Annotated in this window: 16 protein-coding genes; 10 read left to right on the top strand and 6 right to left on the bottom strand. The window is 73.9% G+C overall.

What is annotated here, in order from left to right; all coding sequences use genetic code 11:
- Positions 1 to 25 precede the first annotated feature (25 nt).
- From DCW30_RS10210 to DCW30_RS10200, 3 genes are all read right to left on the bottom strand, one after another.
- The gene (locus DCW30_RS10210; RefSeq protein ID WP_076685231.1) at positions 26 to 1,960 is read right to left on the bottom strand and encodes a serine/threonine-protein kinase; all 1,935 of its coding nucleotides are present in this window, start codon (positions 1,958 to 1,960) and stop codon (positions 26 to 28) included.
- 79 nt (positions 1,961 to 2,039) lie between these two features.
- Positions 2,040 to 2,522: a MarR family winged helix-turn-helix transcriptional regulator gene (locus DCW30_RS10205; protein ID WP_076685230.1), complete on the bottom strand. Its 483-nt coding sequence runs from the start codon at positions 2,520 to 2,522 to the stop codon at positions 2,040 to 2,042.
- 14 nt (positions 2,523 to 2,536) lie between these two features.
- Positions 2,537 to 3,133, bottom strand: coding sequence for a DJ-1/PfpI family protein (locus DCW30_RS10200; protein WP_076689053.1), 597 nt, complete (start codon positions 3,131 to 3,133; stop codon positions 2,537 to 2,539).
- Positions 3,134 to 3,305: 172 nt separating this feature from the next.
- Between DCW30_RS10200 and DCW30_RS10195 the strand changes: the two genes are divergently transcribed.
- Together DCW30_RS10195 and DCW30_RS10190 are read left to right on the top strand one after the other, a co-directional pair.
- Entirely contained in the window at positions 3,306 to 3,986 is a 681-nt protein-coding gene (locus tag DCW30_RS10195) for a DUF4956 domain-containing protein (protein ID WP_076685229.1), read from the top strand.
- Entirely contained in the window at positions 3,983 to 4,795 is an 813-nt protein-coding gene (locus DCW30_RS10190) for a VTC domain-containing protein (protein WP_076685228.1), read from the top strand. Before DCW30_RS10195 ends, DCW30_RS10190 begins: the two co-directional genes overlap by 4 nt.
- On the opposite strand, the gene DCW30_RS10185 is transcribed toward DCW30_RS10190, so the two are convergent.
- Together DCW30_RS10185 and DCW30_RS10180 are read right to left on the bottom strand one after the other, a co-directional pair.
- On the bottom strand, positions 4,728 to 6,065 hold the full coding sequence (locus tag DCW30_RS10185) for a sensor histidine kinase (RefSeq protein ID WP_076685227.1): 1,338 nt from the start codon (positions 6,063 to 6,065) through the stop codon (positions 4,728 to 4,730). The genes DCW30_RS10190 and DCW30_RS10185 overlap by 68 nt on opposite strands.
- Positions 6,065 to 6,856 carry a response regulator transcription factor gene (locus DCW30_RS10180; RefSeq protein WP_079250049.1) on the bottom strand — a complete coding sequence of 264 codons (792 nt, stop codon included), beginning with the start codon at positions 6,854 to 6,856 and terminating at the stop codon, positions 6,065 to 6,067. Before DCW30_RS10180 ends, DCW30_RS10185 begins: the two co-directional genes overlap by 1 nt.
- Positions 6,857 to 6,937: 81 nt before the next feature.
- On the opposite strand from DCW30_RS10180, the gene DCW30_RS10175 reads away from it, so the two are divergent.
- From DCW30_RS10175 to DCW30_RS10155, 5 genes are all read left to right on the top strand, one after another.
- Positions 6,938 to 7,516 carry a hypothetical protein gene (locus DCW30_RS10175; protein WP_123985605.1) on the top strand — a complete coding sequence of 193 codons (579 nt, stop codon included), beginning with the start codon at positions 6,938 to 6,940 and terminating at the stop codon, positions 7,514 to 7,516.
- A gap of 108 nt (positions 7,517 to 7,624) precedes the next feature.
- Positions 7,625 to 8,983, top strand: a complete 1,359-nt coding sequence (locus DCW30_RS10170; protein WP_076685224.1) for an aspartate aminotransferase family protein — start codon at positions 7,625 to 7,627, stop codon at positions 8,981 to 8,983.
- 176 nt (positions 8,984 to 9,159) lie between these two features.
- On the top strand, positions 9,160 to 9,858 hold the full coding sequence (locus tag DCW30_RS10165; protein ID WP_076685223.1) for a GntR family transcriptional regulator: 699 nt from the start codon (positions 9,160 to 9,162) through the stop codon (positions 9,856 to 9,858).
- The gene (locus DCW30_RS10160; protein ID WP_076685222.1) at positions 9,855 to 12,260 is read left to right on the top strand and encodes a dolichyl-phosphate beta-glucosyltransferase; all 2,406 of its coding nucleotides are present in this window, start codon (positions 9,855 to 9,857) and stop codon (positions 12,258 to 12,260) included. Before DCW30_RS10165 ends, DCW30_RS10160 begins: the two co-directional genes overlap by 4 nt.
- Before the next feature lie 116 nt (positions 12,261 to 12,376).
- Positions 12,377 to 13,027: a hypothetical protein gene (locus tag DCW30_RS10155; RefSeq protein WP_062774658.1), complete on the top strand. Its 651-nt coding sequence runs from the start codon at positions 12,377 to 12,379 to the stop codon at positions 13,025 to 13,027.
- Positions 13,028 to 13,044: 17 nt separating this feature from the next.
- On the opposite strand, the gene DCW30_RS10150 is transcribed toward DCW30_RS10155, so the two are convergent.
- Positions 13,045 to 13,806: an SLATT domain-containing protein gene (locus tag DCW30_RS10150; protein ID WP_076685221.1), complete on the bottom strand. Its 762-nt coding sequence runs from the start codon at positions 13,804 to 13,806 to the stop codon at positions 13,045 to 13,047.
- A 285-nt stretch (positions 13,807 to 14,091) separates the two neighbouring features.
- Between DCW30_RS10150 and DCW30_RS10145 the strand changes: the two genes are divergently transcribed.
- The 3 genes from DCW30_RS10145 (at position 14,092) to DCW30_RS10135 (ending at position 15,751) form a co-directional block, all read left to right on the top strand.
- On the top strand, positions 14,092 to 14,433 hold the full coding sequence (locus DCW30_RS10145) for a YbaB/EbfC family nucleoid-associated protein (protein ID WP_076685220.1): 342 nt from the start codon (positions 14,092 to 14,094) through the stop codon (positions 14,431 to 14,433).
- A gap of 66 nt (positions 14,434 to 14,499) precedes the next feature.
- Positions 14,500 to 15,099: a recombination mediator RecR gene (gene recR, locus DCW30_RS10140; RefSeq protein WP_062774664.1), complete on the top strand. Its 600-nt coding sequence runs from the start codon at positions 14,500 to 14,502 to the stop codon at positions 15,097 to 15,099.
- Positions 15,092 to 15,751: a DUF5063 domain-containing protein gene (locus DCW30_RS10135; RefSeq protein WP_062774666.1), complete on the top strand. Its 660-nt coding sequence runs from the start codon at positions 15,092 to 15,094 to the stop codon at positions 15,749 to 15,751. The genes recR and DCW30_RS10135 overlap by 8 nt, the downstream gene beginning before the upstream one ends.
- Positions 15,752 to 15,913 lie beyond the last annotated feature (162 nt).

The raw sequence follows: 15,913 nt of genomic DNA, 5'->3' as shown, positions 1-15,913 counted from the left end.
GCTCGGTCTTCGCGTCCGGGTCCGGTCAGCCGTCCTTGTCGTACGTCAGCTCACCCGTGCCGTCGGTGTTGGCGCGGCGGAGTTTGCCGTTGCCGAGGAGGGTCACCACGCTCGGCTTGCCGGGGGTGCAGGCCGACATGGGCTCGCCGACCGTGATCTCGGTGCCGCTGAAGTGCAGCCGCTCGCCGGAGGCGGACCGGAGCTTGCCCTGGAAGACGCAGCGGTAGCTGCTGCCGTTCTTCATCGGGCCCTCCGCGACCAGGGACAGCGTGGTGTCCCCGGGCTCGCCCTGCTGGAGGGTGAGGCGGCGGGTGTGGTGGCCGAAGTCGTTGTCGAGGCCGCCGGCCCAGGTGCCGAGGTACTTGTCCGGCACCGTCCCCTCGTCGTCGTCCTCGGTGGTGGGCGAGGGGTCCGGAGTGCTCGGGCCGGGGGTGGGCGAGGTGGGCCCCGGTGTCGTCGGGGCGCTGCTCGCGGAGGCCTTGGCGCCGTCGTCCTTCGTGCCGGAGCCCTCGCCGTTCATCACGGCGTACACCGTGCCGCCCGCCCCGATGGCCACCACCAGCGCCACGGCGATCAGCGCCACCGACGAGCGGCCGCTGCGGCGCGGCGGCTCGGACGGGCCGATGGGCACGTACGGGCCGGGGCCGTAGGGCGGCGTCGAGCCCTGGCCCGGCGGCTGCTGGGGATAGCCGTACGGCTGCGGCTGCGGCTGCGGCTGCTGCGGATGGCCGTACCCGGGCTGCGGGTGCTGGTTCGGGTAGCCGTACGCCGGGGCGCCGGGCGGCGGTGTGGGCGGCGGGGCCTGGCCCGACACCATGGTGGGCAGGTGGTCGAGGGGCGTGGCGCCGGGCGTGCCGGGCGGCGGGGGCGTGTGCCCGTCGGCGGCGGGCGCCTCGGGGGCGCTGCCGCCCGCGCCGTTTCGCGAGGCGGCCCCCGCAGCGGCCCCGGCGACCGCTCCCCGGGGAGTCGCGGGCGCCTGCGGCGCACCGTTCGTGCCGCCGGCGCCACCCGCGCCGCCCACCCCCGCCCCCGGCTCGTCCGGGTCCTCGGTGTCGAGCAACTGCACGGCGTGCCGCCCCAGTTGGGCGACGAGGGCGCCCGGGAGCCATGGGTCGAGGGTGCGGCCGCCCTCGCTCAGCGTGTCCTGCGCGCCCGTGCGCTCCAGGATGTCGTCGAGGGACGGCCGGGACGCGGGCTCCTTGCGCAGACAGTCGCCGATCAGCTCGGCGAGGTTCTCGGGGAGCCCGGCCAGGTCGGGTTCCTCCTGCGCGATGCGGAACATCAGCGCGTGCACACCGCTGTTGGCCGTGCCGAAGGGCAGCGCGCCCGACGCCGCGTACGCGAGGACGGAGCCGAGGCAGAAGACGTCGCACGCCGGGGTGATCCGGTCGCCGCGCACCTGCTCGGGCGCCATGAAGCCGGGCGAGCCGACGAGCGCCCCGGTGCGGGTCAGGCCGCCGTCGGTGACCGTCTCCAGGGCGCGCGCGATGCCGAAGTCGATGACGCGCGGGCCGTCGATGGTGACGAGCACGTTGGACGGCTTGAGGTCACGGTGGACGATGCCCGCCGCGTGGATGTCCTTGAGGGCGTTGGCGAGTCCGGCCGCGAGGATGCTCACCGACCGCTCGGGCAGCGGCCCGTGGCCGTGCGAGACGACGCTCTGCAAGGAGGGCCCCGCCACATAGCCCGTCGCCACCCAGGGGATGGCCGCCTCGGTGTCGGCGTCGAGGACGGGTGCCGTCCACGCCCCGCCGACCTGCCGCGCGGCCTGCACCTCCTGCCGGAAGCGGTTCCTGAACTCGTCCTGTTCGGCCAGCTCCTGGCGGACCAGTTTGACCGCGACCGTGCGGCCCCTGTCCGACCGTGCCAGGTACACCTGCCCCATGCCGCCGGCGCCGAGCCGCGCCAGCAGCCGATACGCCCCGATGCGCTGCGGATCTCCGGGACCGAGCTTCTCCATCGCCGCACCGACCTCCCCCATTGGTGTGCAACAGGGTGAGGATAGTGCGCGGGTGCGACTGGGTGGACCTCCTCACCCTCTACGGTTCCGTAACGGGTTCCGCATCCGGGCCGGAGAGCGTGTCCAGCGCCTCGGCAAGACGCTCCAACACCCGTACCGTTTCCGCGAGTTCGTGCTCTCCCAGGGCGACCGAGAGCCGCCCCGCGAGGGCCGCGTGGCCCGGGTCGATCCTCGCCACGGCGGCCCGGCCCGCGTCCGTCGGGCGGAGCAGTTTGGCGCGGCGGTGCGCCGGGTTCGGCAGGTACTCCGCGAGGCCTTCGCGCACCAGCAGATCCGCCACGCGCTGCACGCTCTGCCGGGTGATGCCCATGGCGCGGGCGATGCCCGCCACCGGCAGCGGCTCGCGCAGCACGGCGCCGAGCACCTGCCACCAGGCGGCGGTGAGCCCCGCCGGCTCGGCCAGTTCCTCGGCGCGGGCGAGGAACTGGCCGTTGAGACGGAAGACGGTGAGGGCGGCGCGGCTGAGCAGGTCCTGCCGCGCGCGCTGTGCCTCGTCGGTCATGCGCCGGTCCCCGCTCACGCGTCGAGCGTCTCGTAGGCCGCCGGGTCCGAGTCGTGGAAGAGGCGGTACCAGGCGTCCAGCTTCTCGCCCTCGAAGACGTCGCCGAGCCGTCCGAAGACCTCCCGCGCGAACGCGACCGGCTCGGTCGGGCCCGCCGTGACCAGGTCGCCGTCGGTGACCGCGTCCCGCTCCACGTACCGCTCGCCGCCCCGGTAGCCGGTCGCCGCCAGGTACATCGCCGCCGCGCTCGTGTGCGCCCGGTCGTCGAGCAGCCCCTCCCGGGCGATGCCCGCCGTGGCCCCGCAGATCGCGGCCACCGGCACTCCGGCGTCGAGGAAGGCGCGGGCGGTGCGGGCGAAGGGCGCGAGGTCGTCGCCCGTGTCCCAGAGGTCGGCGCCCGGCAGGATCAGCAGCGAGCTGTCCTCGGGGCGCAGCTCGGCGAGCGACAGGCCGGGCTGTACGCGCAGGCCCCCGATGGAGGTGACGGGTGCGGCCGTCGCGGCGACCGTGCGGATCTCGTACCCGACGCGGGCCAGCCACGCCGTGGTGTGGCCGGTCTCCCAGTCGGCGAAGGTGTCGTAGACGGCCAGATGCACGGGCTTGCGGGACATGGGGCCCTCCGTGAGGCGGATGTCGCTGCGGCTCAGAACGTCGTACGTGAGCATGCTGTCGTATTGACAGCATGCTGTCAATAACTTCCCCTCGTGCGGCGGCGTCCGCCGTGCGCTTCGTTAACGTCCGCCAGGGGCGCCCTTAACCCGACCCTCCCTAGCGTCCGTGGACATGGACAGCACACTGACCCTCAGCGCCCACCTGGCCGTCGACCTGGCCGCCGTCACGCTGCTGACCTTCGGCGTCTTCTATCCACGGCACCGCAGGCGGGAGCTGGTGCCGGCGTATCTCGCGCTGAACGTCGCCCTGTTCGCGGTCGTCGCGGGGCTCGGGACCGTCGGCGGCGACGGCGGCCTCGCGCTCGGCTTCGGGCTCTTCGGGGTGCTCTCGATCGTGCGGCTGCGCTCCGACGCCCTCCAGCACCAGGAGGTCGCGTACTACTTCATCACCCTGGTGCTCGGCCTGCTCTGCGGTCTGCCCGCCCTCGACCTGCCCGTGGCCTCCGGTCTCGCGGCCGTGCTGCTCCTGGTCATGTACGGCGCCGACCACCCGCGCCTCTTCGCGCACGACCGGCGGACCGTCATCACCCTGGACGCCGTGTACCGCGAGGAGACCGCCCTCCGCGCCGAACTGGCCCGGCGCCTCGGGGAACCGCTCGGCTGGACCGTGCGGGAGGTCGACTACGTACGCGATCTCATGGTGCTGGAAGTCCGCTACCGGCAGCCGGAACCTTCGGCGAGGGCAGAGGAGTTCTCAAGGAGGACGGCCTCCCGACGCACCCCCGAGGAAGCACGACGCCGCACGACCCGGTCCCGCACGCTCGCCCCCAGCCACCCGAAGGAGACCGTGTGAATCCCGCCGTACGCGCCATCGGCCGCGCCGCGCTCGCCGCCCGCCCCGTCGCGCTCGACGAGGTGAACGCGCGGGCGGAACTGCTCGCCCGCTTCGACCGCAGCTACCTCGTGCCCGTCGACGTCTTCGAGGACCTGGCGGCCCTGCTGACCGACCCCCGGCGGCCCGGCGGCCCCTACCGAGCGCTCAGCATGGGCGGGAAGCGCTGGTTCCGGTACCACTCGACGTACTACGACACCCCGGACCTGCTCACCTTCCACGATCACCGCCAGGGCCGCCGCCTGCGCTACCGCATCAGGGAGCGGGTCTACCGGGACAGCGGGGAGCGGCAGTTCGAGATCAAGCTCAAGAGCGGCCGCGGCGAGACCGTCAAGCACCGCCGGCGGCTCGAAGGCGACGACCACGCCCTGGACGCGGTCCGGCAGGGATTCCTCGCCGGGGTGCTGCGCGGTTCGTACGGCGTCGAGGCGCCGGCCGGGCTCACCCCCTCCCTGGTCACCGACTACCAGCGGGCGACGTTCGTCGCCGACGGCCGGCGCATCACGTGCGACGCCGGTCTCGTCGTGCGGGACACCGCGACCGGCAGGACCGCCGAGGCGGACCCCGGCCTGGTGCTCGTCGAGACGAAGACCAAGGGGCATCTGACGGAGGCCGACCGGGTGCTGCACCGGTTCGGGGTGCGCGCGGCCGACTTCACCAAGTACTGCGGGGGGTACGCGGCGGTCCGTCCGGAGCTGGGCGTCAACAAGTGGGCGCGGGCGGTGCGGACGGCCTTCCCGCGCCCGGCGCGGGCGGGAACGCCAGGGTGACCTCGGCGCCGCCGTCCGTGCTCGCCGCCCCGAAGCGGCCGTGCGCCTCCTCGGCGGTGCGGCGGGCGATGTCCAGGCCGAGGCCCGTGGAACCGGCTCCGCTGGCGCCCCGGCCGGGGGAGGCGTGGCCGGGGAAGCCGGGGCCCTCGTCGCGGACGGTCAGCACCGCCTCGCCGCCGGGGGCGACGCGCACGGCGACGTGGAAGGCGGTGCCCTGGGGAGTGTGGTCGAGGACATTGCCGATGAGGGCGTCGAGCGCCGCCGCGAGCTCGTCGGCGGGCACGGGCACGGGGACCTCGTGCTCCGGGGCGGTGACCTCGCAGTCCCGGCCCTGATCCTCGGCCAACGGCGCCCAGAACGCGGCCCGTTCGCGGGCCACCGCCGCCAGGTCCGCGCGCGGCGCCTCGCGCAGGGGCCGCCTGGCCCGGCGGATCACGTCGTCGACGCTGCGCTCCAGGGCGGTGACGTCGGCCGCGATGCGCCGCGCCTCGTCGGTGTCGCGGAGCGTCTCGGCGTCCAGGCGCAGGGCGGCCACCGGGGTGCGCAGGCGGTGGGCGAGGTCGGCGGCGTTCTCGCGCTCCGCGGTGAGCAGTTCGTCGATGCGGCCCGCGAGGCGGTTCAGCTCGCCCGCGATCAGGCGCAGCTCGGGCGGGCCCTCCGGGGTGGCGCGGGCGGTCAGGTCGCCCGCGGCCAGCCGGTCGGCGGTACGGGCCAGGCGCCGGGTCGCGCCGACGAGCCGGGCGCCGAGCCGGTCGGCGAGCAGCAGCCCGAGGAGCACGAGGCCCACGCCGATGCCCGCGAGGACGAGCCAGGAGGCGAGCGTGCCCGCGTACAACTGCCGCTCGCTGAGGGTGACCTGCACGACCGCCGTGCCGTCCTTCGCGCCCTGTACGGGGACCAGGACCAGGCGCCCGCCGGACGCGGGCTCGTAGGTGAAGGCGCGGCCGGTCCGCGCGAGCCGGACGGGGGCGGTGGCCGCGGGGTCCTCGGCGTCGCGCGGGCCGATGACCGAACCGTCCGCGAGCACGAGGGACGTCGCGGGCAGGTCGACCCCGTTGACGCTCTCCACGGTCTGCTCGGCGGTCTCCCGCTCGTCGGCGGTGGCCAGGGAGGGCCCGATGGCGTGGGCGACCCACTGGGCGCGGGCGGTCGCCTCGGCGGTCGCGCGGTCGGCGGCGTGGCTGCGGGTCAGCAGGGTGAGGGGGACGAGCAGGGCCGTCAGGACGAGGGCGGTCGTCGCGGCGGTGAGCAGCAGGAGACTGCGGCGCATCAGCCGTGCTCCGGGGTCGTGGTGTCCGGGGCGGAGGCGTCGGCCGCCGTGGTGTCCGGAGGCGTCGGGTGCGGAGTCGTGGTGTCCGGAGCCGGCCGGTGGGGGGTCGTGGTGTCCGGGGCGGTCAGCTTGACGCCGACCGTCCGCACCGTGTGCAGATAGCGCGGTCGCTGGGCCGTCTCGCCCAGCTTGCGGCGGAGCCACGACAGGTGGACGTCCACGGTCTTGTCGGCGCCGCCCAGCGGCTGCTGCCAGACCTCGGCGAGCAGTTCGCGCCGGGAGACGACCTGCCCCGGCCTGCGGGCGAGATGGGCGAGCAGGTCGAACTCACGGGGGGTGAGGTCGACGGCGGCGCCGTCCAGGGTGACCTCGCGGGAAGCCGTGTCGACGGTCAACGCCCCCACGCGCAGCGGCTCCTCGGTCCCGGTCGCGCCGAGCCGCCGCAGCACCGCCTTGACGCGGGCGTCGAGCTGGGCGGCGCCGAACGGCTTGACGATGTAGTCGTCCGCCCCGTCCTCCAGGACCGCGACCATCTCCGGCTCGTCGTCGCGCGCCGTCGCCACGATCACCGGCACGTCGCTGACCGCCCGCAGCATCCGCAGCACCTGCGCGCCGTCCACGTCGGGCAGCCCCAGGTCGAGGACGACCAGGTCGGGCCCGCTGGTCACCGCCGCGTCGAGTCCCGCCATGCCGCTGGGCGCGGTCGCCACGGCGTGTCCCCTGTCGCGCAGGGCCCGTACCAGCGCGCCGCGGAGCTGGGGGTCGTCCTCGACGACGAGAAGATGTGCCATACAACCACCGTAGTCGGGCGGGCCCCGCCCCTTGGCGGGGTTTTAACCGGGCGTTAGGAAACGATGCTGCACAGTGGCGTCATGAGGAAGTGGCGGAGCGCCGCGGCGACGGCGGCGTGGGTGGCCGTGGGCACGGCGGCGGGCGCGCTGGGCGCCTGGCAGCTCGCCGGCGCGGACGGCGGGGCCGGCGCCGCGCACAGCAGACCGCTGGACGAGGCCGCGGTGCGCGAGGCGCTGGCGAAGGCGTCGGACTCGGCCACGCCGTCGGGCGCGGGGGGCACGGGCGGCACGAGGACACCGCCCTCGCGGCGGCCGTCCGGCACGGCGTCGCGGGAGCCGGTGGGGAAGCCGTCGCGGTCACCGGAGCCGGCCCCGGAGCCCAGGCCGGCGCGGACGCAGGCCCCGGAGCGGTCCACCGTCCGCTTCACGGGCGGGACGGCGACGGTGGAGTGCCGTACCGGCGGCACGGTCTTCCTCGTCTCCTGGAGTCCGGCCGACGGCTTCCACATCGACGACGACGTGACCCGCGGCCCGGCGGCGGTGGCCCGCCTGGAGGCCGAGCCGGGCGACGACGACGAACAGGACGACCTGCGGTACGAGATCCGCTGCGCGGCGGACGGCCCGCGGGCACGGGTGGTGGCCGACACGGACGACGACTGAGGCACGGCGACCGGGCGGGGGCCGTACGACACTGTGTCGGGTTCCGCCCGTTCCGTCAGACAGGACGCCCATGTCGTGTCCCCGATGCGGACCTCTACCCTCGGCCCCATGACCCCTCAGCCGAATCCCCAGGTCGGCGCCGCCGTGAAGGCCGCGGACCGCGCACACGTCTTCCACTCCTGGTCCGCACAGGAGCTCATAGACCCGCCGGCCATCGCCGGCGCCGAGGGCTCCCGCTTCTGGGACTACGAAGGAAACCGCTACCTCGACTTCACCAGCGGCCTCGTCTACACCAACATCGGGTACCAGCACCCGAAGGTCGTCGCCGCGATCCAGGAGCAGGCCGCGACGATGACGACGTTCGCGCCCGCCTACGCCGTCGAGGCCCGCTCGGAGGCCGCACGCCTCATCGCCGAGCGGACCCCCGGCGACCTGGACAAGATCTTCTTCACCAACGGCGGCGCCGACGCCGTCGAGCACGCCGTCCGCATGGCCCGGCTGCACACGGGCCGCCCCAAGGTCCTCTCCGCGTACCGCTCGTACCACGGCGGCACCGAGCAGGCCGTCAACATCACCGGCGACCCGCGCCGCTGGGCCTCCGACAGCGGCTCGGCGGGCGTGGTCCGCTTCTGGGCGCCGTTCCTGTACCGCTCCCGCTTCTACGCGGAGAACGAGCGGCAGGAGTGCGAGCGGGCCCTGCGGCACCTGGAGGACACGATCGCCTTCGAGGGCCCGCAGACCGTGGCGGCGATCATCCTGGAGACCATCCCCGGCACCGCGGGCATCATGGTCCCGCCGCCCGGCTACCTCGCCGGGGTCCGCGAGATCTGCGACCGCCACGGCATCGTCTTCATCCTGGACGAGGTCATGGCGGGCTTCGGGCGGACCGGCGAGTGGTTCGCCGTGGACCACTTCGAGGGCGTCGTGCCGGACCTGATGACCTTCGCCAAGGGCGTCAACTCCGGTTACGTGCCGCTGGGCGGCGTCGCGATCTCCGCGGCCGTGGCGGAGACGTTCGCCCGGCGGCCCTACCCCGGCGGTCTGACCTACTCGGGGCACCCGCTGGCCTGCGGGGCGGCGGTCGCCACGATCCGGGTGATGGAGGAGGAGGGCATCGTCGAGCAGGCGGCCCGCCTCGGCGCGGAGGTCATCGGCCCCGGCCTCGCCGAGCTGGCCGAGCGCCACCCGAGCGTGGGCGAGGTGCGGGGCGTGGGCATGTTCTGGGCGCTGGAACTGGTCAGGAACAAGGAGACCAGGGAGCCGCTGGTCCCCTACAACGCCACGGGTGAGGCGAACGCCCCGATGGCCGCGTTCGGCGCGGCGGCCAAGAAGCGCGGGCTGTGGCCCTTCATCAACATGAACCGCACGCACGTGGTCCCGCCGTGCAACATCACGGACGCCGAGGCGAAGGAGGGCCTCGCGGCCCTGGACGAGGCACTGACGGAAGCGGACGCGTACGTGTCGTGACCCGAGGCGGAGCCGGGGCGCCCCCACGGGCCCCCGGCACCGCGAAACCGCCCCCAGGCGAGCCACCGCGTAGGGTGACGTGCTCGAAAGCAATCCGAAGCTGTCCGAGCGCGCCAGAAAACGACCACGTCGGCACGACCGGCCAGGCGCCCACGCCCAGGGGGAGGCTCCCACCCATGCCCGGAAGCGACGGCCCCGCCGTCATCCGCAGCACGCTGCGCCAGCAGATCGCCGACGCCCTCCGTGACGAGGTGCTCGGCGGCCGGCTGGAGCCGGGCCAGGAGTTCACGGTCAAGGAGATCGCGGAGCAGTACGGCGTCTCCGCGACCCCCGTCCGCGAGGCCCTGGTGAACCTCACGGCCCAGGGCCTCCTGGACGCCGACCAGCACCGCGGCTACCGCGTCCACGAGCACACCCTCGCCGACTACCGGTCCATGCTGGAGGCCCGCGGCCTCATCGCGGACGGCATCTTCCGCGAGGTCGCGGAGCACGGCCCGCCCCGCGAGGACATGCGCGACGCCCTGGTCTCCGTGCGCCGCCGCGGCGAGGAGGCGTCCCGCGCGGCCTGCGCCGGCGACCTGAACGTCCTGATCGGCTACGACCTCCGCTTCTGGCGCGAGCTGAGCGCCCTCTTCGGCAACGCCCACCTCTCCGAGTTCCTGCACCGCATGCGCGTGAAGTCCTGGGCGTGCGCCGTCACGCACCTGCGCCGGTGGAGCGAGAGCGACGGCGGCGACCTGCGCGGCGCCCTCTGGTCGCGGCACACCGAGCTCGTCGACGCCCTGGTCCGCCACGACCCCTGCGGTGCCCACGCGATCGTCGCGGAGTACAACGCGCACTCCCTCTCCCTCATCGAGCGGCTGGCCACCGCATGAGCGTCGACCTGACGGTCGTGATCCCCGCGTACAACGAGGAACAACGGCTCGGCCCCACCCTGGACGCGATCCGGGACCACCTGGAGAAGACGTACCGCGGCGAGTGGGAGCTGATCGTCGTCGACGACGGCTCCACCGACCGCACCGCGGAGATCGCCGCCGACGCCGCCGCGGCCGACCCCCGCGTCCAGCTCCTGAGCGGTGACCGCAACCGCGGCAAGGGCCACGCCCTGCGCGAGGGCGTCCTCGCCTCCTACGGCCGCCGCGTCCTGGTCACCGACGCCGACCTCGCCGCGCCGATAGAGGAGCTCGACCACCTCGACAAGGCGCTGGCCGACGGCCACACGGCCGCGATCGGCTCCCGCGCACGCCCCGGCGCCACCATCGGCGCCCACCAGCACCGCCTGCGCGAGCTCCTCGGGCGCAGCGGCAACTTCCTCATACGCTCGGTCGCCGTCCCCGGCATCCGCGACACCCAGTGCGGATTCAAGCTCTTCGACGGTGACCGGGCCCGGGAGGCCTTCGCCGCGTCACGGCTGCGCGGCTGGGGCATAGACGTCGAGATACTGGAGTACTTCCGCCGCGCGGGCTGGCCCGTCGCCGAGGTGCCGGTGCGCTGGTCCCACCAGGAGGGCTCGAAGGTCCGCCCGCTGGACTACGTACGGGTCCTCGCCGAGCTGACCGCACTCAAGATCCGTGCGATCCGCGGCGCGGACGTCCGCGCCGCCCTGTTCTTCCTGGTCTTCGCGGTCGTCCTGTACGCGGAGCGCTGGGTGGCGCCCGGCCACCGCTACATCCCGGACGCGCTCCAGGACCAGAACCAGTGGGAGTGGTTCTTCGCGGTGACGGCCGACAACGTCCGCCACCTGCACAACCCGCTCTTCACGACCCTGCAGAACTTCCCCGACGGCGTGAACCTCATGGCCAACACGGTCATGCTCGGCCTCTCCGTCCCCCTGGCCCCCGTGACCTGGCTCCTCGGCCCCGCGGTCGCCCTGAACGTGGCGATGACGGGCGGTCTGGCCGCCACCGCGTTCGCCTGGTACCGGCTCATCGTGAAGCGGCTCGTCGCGCACCGGGGCGCCGCGACCGTCGGCGCGGCCCTCGCCGCGTTCGCGCCCCCGATGATCAGCCACGCCAACGCCCACCCGAACTTCATCGTCCTGTTCATGATCCCGCCGATCATCGACAGGGCGCTGCGGCTCTGCGAGGGCACCCGTGTCGTACGGGACGGGGTCGTCCTCGGGCTCTTCGCGGCGTACCAGATCTTCCTGGGCGAGGAGCCGCTGCTGCTCGCCGCGCTCGGCATGCTGATCTTCGCCGCCGCGTACGCGGTCGTCCGCCGTGACGTGGCACGGACCGCCTGGCGCCCGCTCGCCCGCGGCCTCGGGATCGCCCTCGCGGTCACGCTCCCGCTGGTCGCCTTCCCCCTCTACTGGCAGTTCTTCGGGCCGCAGAGCTACAAGAGCGTGCTGCACGGCGACAACGCGGGCAACAGCCCGCTGGCGTTCCTCTCCTTCGCCGAGCGCTCCCTCGCGGGCAGCGAGCGGAGCGTGGACGGCCTGGCCATGAACCCCACCGAGCACAACGCCTTCTACGGCTGGCCGCTGCTCCTGCTGGCCTTCGCGATCGTCGTACGGCTGTGGGACCGCGCGGTGGTCAAGGCGCTGGCGTGCACGGTGGCCGGGGCGGCGCTCCTGTCGCTGGGGCCGAAGTTCCGCATCCCGCTGACGGACATCGTGCTGCCGGGCCCCTGGGCGGCGCTCGCGGACCGCCCGCTCTTCGAGTCCGTCATCGAGTCGCGCGTGGCGATGGTGTGCGCCCCCGCCCTCGGCATGCTCCTCGCCCTGGCCCTCGCCCGCCTGTCCGGGTCGCCGGGCCGGCGCGTCTTCGCGGGCGTGGGCGCCGTGGGCCTCGCGCTGGCGCCGATCGTTCCGGCGCCGCTCGACGCCGTGGACCGGATCGACGTGCCGCGGTTCGTCGCGGACGGCACCTGGCGGACGTACCTGGGCGAGGACGAGACCCTCGTGCCGATCCCGGTGCCCGACCCCGGCAACGCCGAGGGCCTGCACTGGCAGACCACCGCGGGCCTGGGCTTCCGCCTCCCCGGCGGCTACTTCAACGGGCCCTGGGGCCCGGACCGCGTCGGCATCTACGGGCCTTCGCCCCGCAACACCTCCAACCTCCTGCGCGACGTGCGCGACAAGGGCCGCATCCCGCGGATCACCCCGGCCTGGCGCGCGGCGGCCCGCGAGGACCTGCGGTTCTGGAAGGCGGGCGTCCTCGTCCTGGCCCCGCAGCAGCACGACGGGCAGTTGCGCACCACCGTGGACAAGCTCGTCGGCCGCCCGGGGAAGTGGGTCGGCGGAGCCTGGGTATGGGATCTGCACGAGGGCAGCTAGCGGACCCGGGCCCGACTACGCTGCCTGCACGCACGAACGCGCCTGCGCACGCACGCGCCTGCGCACGCACGCGAGGCACCGCGCCCTGACCCGACTCTCGATCCGAGGAGACCTACTTGGCCTGCGACCTGTGGCTGGTCCCGCTCGTCGACGTGTTGTGCCACAGCCCCGACAACCCCTTCGCGGAAGAGCTCGCCGTCTACGACAAGGCGCTGAACGGGGCCGGGCACCCGTCCGTCCCCGTCTTCTCGTACATGCCGGGCCTCTCCGGCGACGTGGCGCCGGTCGCCGGGTTCGACTACGACGCGCTGCACTTCCTGCGCCGCGCGTACCTGCTGCGGATCTGCGGTCTGGAGGTCACGCCGGTGGACGAGCTGGGCGGCGACTACGAACAGCTCCTGGAGATGTTCGACGCCACGGCCCAGCAGTCGCACCTGGTCTGGCATTACGACCACGCGGGCGCGTACGTCCCCGTGGACTTCCCCGCCCCGCTCTCCAACGACGAGCTGCTCGCGGGCGGCGGCCCGCTGGGCTCCTCCCAGGCACTCCTGCGCGAGCTGGAGTTCGTGGCGCCGGCCATCGGCATCGACCCCGCGAACCCCCCGCCGGCCCCGAGGCCCCCCGCGGCCCCGACCTCCCTGGAGGAACCGGCGGCCCCGCCCCCGCTGGACGAGAGCCCCTTCGCCCGTGAGCGCCACGTCTGGCTGGGCCTGCACGCGGCGACGACCCGGAGCCTGGCGCAGGGCTCGATGATCGTCTACAGCTGAGCCGCGGCGCCGGAGCCCTACCTGGGCTCCGGCGGACGCTGCCGGGGCATGTTCGGCCGGGCCCCCGGCGGCAGCGGGACGCGCCCCGGCGCGGCGGGGGCCTCCCGGGCCGGGCCGGGGATCACGGCCTGCATGCCCAGCGGCACGGGCCCCGCCCGGAACTCCACCATCCAGTCGGACGTCTCCGTGCGCACCAGCTCGGTCACGTCCTCGCAGAACCTCCGCAGCACTAGCAGACACCGCTCGGCGGCCTCGGCCGCGGTCCCCTCCGTGGGCCCGAGCACCTCGCGCACGCTCTCCGCCGCCCAGTCGAACTGCAGCGCCTGAAGGCGCCGCTGCACGGCCTGCGCCGTCGCGACGTCCCGCATCCACCCGGAGGTGAGCCCGAAGAACCGGTCGCACCCCACACAGGCCGCCCCGCCGAGGAGCGCCACGAACCCCCAGGGGGCCACCCCGGTCACCGCCCCGGCCAGGTCGAGCAGCGGGAGCACCCCCGCGCCCACCGCGCCGAGCGCCGCCCCGCCCCGCAGCAGCCGGGCCCCGCGCCGCTTCCGCCCCCGGTCGGTGAGGTACCACTCGGCGGTGTCGAGGGCGCCGCGCTCCACCCACCGGTACAGCTCGTCGAGCCGCGCGGCGGGCTCGCCCCAGTCGCCGAGGGGGAGCGCCCGGCCGGTCAGATCCCCGAGGCGCCGGGCACCGGCCCCGGCGCCCGTGCCCGCCTCCTGCCCGCCCTGGCCTTCGGGGGGCACCCCCTCGGGATGCATCTCCGGCTGGCTCACCCGGCACTCCTCTACGAGATCCCTGCCTGTTCGCCGCGGCGTGACGATCGGTGCTGCGGCGCAGGCTGACGCGGAGCATCAGTACTACCGCCCAATGGGTGGCCATCAGCACGCTTTCCCGGCTTTTCCGCCCGGATGGGGCTCTTGGTCAGGTATAGGAAGACGCTCCGTCTCACTCGAAAGAGTGCTGGGGCGTTGCCTCCTTCGACCACGTAGGCTCGTTCCCAGCGGAAAATCCCGCTCTGAGACCCGTTGACCGAACGTCGAGAACTCAAGGAGCCGATCGTGATCCCCGGTGGTGGCCAGCCCAACATGCAGCAGCTGCTCCAGCAGGCCCAGAAGATGCAGCAGGACCTCGCGACCGCGCAGGAGGAGCTCGGCCGCACGGAGGTCGAGGGCCAGGCGGGCGGCGGCCTCGTCAAGGCGACGGTCACCGGCTCCGGCGAGCTGCGCGGCCTGGTGATCGACCCCAAGGCGGTCGACCCGGAGGACACCGAGACGCTGGCGGACCTCGTGGTCGCGGCGGTCCAGGCGGCCAACGAGAACGCGCAGGCGCTCCAGCAGGAGAAGCTGGGCCCGCTGGCGCAGGGCCTGGGCGGCGGCGGCATCCCGGGGCTTCCCTTCTAAGAATCCCCCCGGCCAACTACCGTACGTATCAGGCAGGACCCAGCAGCACCCCCAGAGAGGCGTTCCGTGTACGAAGGCGTGGTCCAGGACCTCATCGACGAATTGGGCAGGCTGCCCGGCGTCGGTCCCAAGAGCGCGCAGCGGATCGCCTTCCACATCCTTCAGGCGGAGCCCACGGACGTCCGGCGGCTCGCGCACGCCCTCCTTGAGGTGAAGGACAAGGTCCGCTTCTGCGCGACCTGTGGGAACGTCGCGCAGGAAGAGCTCTGCGCCATCTGCCGCGACCCGCGCCGCGACCCCTCCGTCATCTGTGTGGTGGAGGAGCCGAAGGACGTGGTGGCGATCGAGCGTACGCGCGAGTTCCGGGGGAAGTACCACGTCCTGGGCGGCGCGATCAGCCCGATCGAGGGCGTGGGCCCGGACGACCTGCGCATACGGGAACTCCTCGCGCGCCTGGCCGACGGCACGGTCACGGAGCTGATCCTCGCCACGGACCCGAACCTGGAGGGCGAGGCGACGGCGACGTATCTGGCGCGCATGATCAAGCCCATGGGCCTGAAGGTCACCCGCCTGGCCAGCGGCCTCCCTGTCGGGGGAGATCTGGAATACGCGGACGAGGTCACCCTCGGCCGCGCTTTCGAGGGGAGACGACTCCTAGATGTCTGACGCCACGCTGAACACAGTGACCGACAGCCCCGACGACTTCGCGGTGCAGATCTCCGACCAGGTCGAGAGCTTCATCGTCTCGGTCAGGGAGGTCGCCAAGGGCGACGAGCCGGAATCGGCGGTCCCCTTCCTCCTCCTGGAGGTCTCCCAGCTGCTCCTGGCCGGCGGCCGCCTCGGGGCGCACGAGGACATCCTCCCCGAGGAGCGGTACGAACCGGATCTCGGCCCGGAGCAGGACGTCGACGACCTCCGCCAGCGCCTGGCCGCGCTGCTCGACCCGATCGACGTCTACTCCGAGGTCTTCGACCCGTACGAGCCCCGCAAGGCCCCGGTGCCCTGCCGCATCTCGGACGACCTCGCGGACGTCGTCGCCGACCTCACCCACGGCCTGGCCCACTACCGCGCGGGCCGCACCACCGAGGCCCTGTGGTGGTGGCAGTTCTCCTACTTCTCCAACTGGGGCTCCACGGCCTCGGGCGCCCTGCGGGCCCTCCAGTCGCTGGTGGCCCACGTCCGCCTGAACCAGCCCCTGGAGGACCTCGACGGCCTGGACACGGACGAGGACCTCACGGAGGAGACCCTCGAAGAGGCCGCGGGCCGGGTCATGGCGGAGGAGATCGCCGGGCCGCTGGGCCTGCGTACGGTCAAGTAGCGCACAGCTCGCCCCCCGGGTGCCCCGGGCCCCCGGGGCGGATGCTGTGACCCGCCCCACTTTCCGGAGTGCGCTGCCCCGAAGCGGGCATGAGCCCAGCCGAGCGGCCGGGACGTACGACCCGACCAGCGGGACGTATGCCTGGTTGATCAGGACGTGAGC

Origin of the sequence: Streptomyces alfalfae, from assembly GCF_004127445.1 — a bacterium.
GTDB lineage: Bacteria > Actinomycetota > Actinomycetes > Streptomycetales > Streptomycetaceae > Streptomyces > Streptomyces alfalfae.
The sequence above is the reverse complement of the archived record's forward strand: the minus strand, read 5'-3'. Positions and strand labels throughout refer to the sequence as shown.

Coding starts and splice junctions, on each gene's coding strand:
- DCW30_RS10210 (WP_076685231.1), bottom strand. CDS start 1,960: ATGGAGAAGCTCGGTCCCGGAGATCCGCAGCGCATCGGGGCGTATCGG.
- DCW30_RS10205 (WP_076685230.1), bottom strand. CDS start 2,522: ATGACCGACGAGGCACAGCGCGCGCGGCAGGACCTGCTCAGCCGCGCC.
- DCW30_RS10200 (WP_076689053.1), bottom strand. CDS start 3,133: ATGTCCCGCAAGCCCGTGCATCTGGCCGTCTACGACACCTTCGCCGAC.
- DCW30_RS10195 (WP_076685229.1), top strand. CDS start 3,306: ATGGACAGCACACTGACCCTCAGCGCCCACCTGGCCGTCGACCTGGCC.
- DCW30_RS10185 (WP_076685227.1), bottom strand. CDS start 6,065: ATGCGCCGCAGTCTCCTGCTGCTCACCGCCGCGACGACCGCCCTCGTC.
- DCW30_RS10180 (WP_079250049.1), bottom strand. CDS start 6,856: ATGGCACATCTTCTCGTCGTCGAGGACGACCCCCAGCTCCGCGGCGCG.
- DCW30_RS10175 (WP_123985605.1), top strand. CDS start 6,938: ATGAGGAAGTGGCGGAGCGCCGCGGCGACGGCGGCGTGGGTGGCCGTG.
- DCW30_RS10170 (WP_076685224.1), top strand. CDS start 7,625: ATGACCCCTCAGCCGAATCCCCAGGTCGGCGCCGCCGTGAAGGCCGCG.
- DCW30_RS10165 (WP_076685223.1), top strand. CDS start 9,160: ATGCCCGGAAGCGACGGCCCCGCCGTCATCCGCAGCACGCTGCGCCAG.
- DCW30_RS10160 (WP_076685222.1), top strand. CDS start 9,855: ATGAGCGTCGACCTGACGGTCGTGATCCCCGCGTACAACGAGGAACAA.
- DCW30_RS10135 (WP_062774666.1), top strand. CDS start 15,092: ATGTCTGACGCCACGCTGAACACAGTGACCGACAGCCCCGACGACTTC.